The sequence below is a fragment of the Bartonella sp. AP7XZML genome, from assembly GCF_042195745.1.
Classification (GTDB): domain Bacteria; phylum Pseudomonadota; class Alphaproteobacteria; order Rhizobiales; family Rhizobiaceae; genus Bartonella.
In genome coordinates this window covers 1-1,316 of sequence record NZ_JBHIOT010000033.1, presented here as the reverse complement: position 1 = coordinate 1,316, position 1,316 = coordinate 1, and the positions used below count along the sequence as shown (strand labels likewise).

General features: G+C 32.0%; 1 protein-coding gene. It reads right to left on the bottom strand.

The window, feature by feature from the left end:
- Nucleotides 1-902: 902 nt before the first annotated feature.
- The coding region (locus ACFILT_RS03280) for an autotransporter outer membrane beta-barrel domain-containing protein (RefSeq protein ID WP_375679162.1) at nucleotides 903-1,316 on the bottom strand (414 nt) is incomplete at its 5' end.

The window sequence follows — 1,316 nt, the reverse complement described above, 5'->3', positions numbered from 1 at the left end:
GGGTATAAAGGTGTTGTTTTTGATCCGCAGATTCAGGTTGTTTATCAGCATCTTCAGTTTAATCAGGCGCGTGATATTGATTTAGGAAAATTTCATGCAATAATTCAGAATGCTCATTCATCATTTTACATATTGAATAAAAACTGAATATTATAAATTTCTTTCATTTCAAACCTGTTTATATTTAATCAATTAACCCCTTGTCCATCACAAACGAAGCTGGCATGCAAAGAAGGACTTTTGAAAAAAGGTGAATTGCTTCTTATGAATATTCTCGAGTGCTAAAATCTGCGAAAATATTGAATGCTGAAAAAAGAATGATGATATCCGCGCATGACCGCAATGAAAATAATATCCTGTATCTTATCGAAATTTCTCTGCCACCTATCATTTACAAAACAACAACCATAACAACACGATAAAGCATACTTTACTTTTATTATAATTTGACCTCAAACTCCCTCTGTTTGTTCTAAAAATAAATATTTATCCAAAATTCTTAAGTAAATATCCTAAAAAATGGAACAAATAGCGTATTAAATGATATAAACGTGAATAAAGTTCTAAAACAAAATTCAAAACAATGCATAAAACTCATAAAGACTAAACTTATGATCTATAAAAATGAATAAAGAAATGGACAAAAACAACCACCTATATCGTCTCTTTTGAAAGATTATGCCGAAAGCATTCAGCATTCAAACTTCTCATATTCACAATGAAATCTGTCCTCATATCTTAACATCAAAAATTTTAGAAAAATTTCTCATCGCATAAAAGAAAGCATCTATTGTAATCTTTTATATCAAAAAATAACCATATTGATGAAGCAAAATAAATTTTAATACATTAAAAGGCCGAAAATCTTCTGCCTTTTAACTAAAAATACATATTGCAGCTCATCAAAAAAGGTGGCGCAATCCAGCAGAGAAACTCGTTCCAGAAAAACCAATTTTCTTAAATCTATGCTGATAAGTGACATCTCCACGAAGAGAAAGTTTTGATGAGAGACGGGCATTAAACCCAACCCCTGCTTCCAAAGAAGAACCAAAGGAACCTAACTGAAAATCATTTTTAAAAGAAACGAATTGCTTATCTTCAAAACTATGCAAATAAGAAAGCCTACTATAAAAAGAAACTTCACGTCCCTCTTCCACAACACCTAACGTCTTGCTTAAACGCCCACCAACACGCCCCACCCATTGATGAAATTTTCCTAAATCAACATCAAGATTATCAATATCACGCGCCTGATTAAACTGAAGATGCTGATAAACAACCTGAATCTGCGGATCAAAAACAACACCTTTATACCC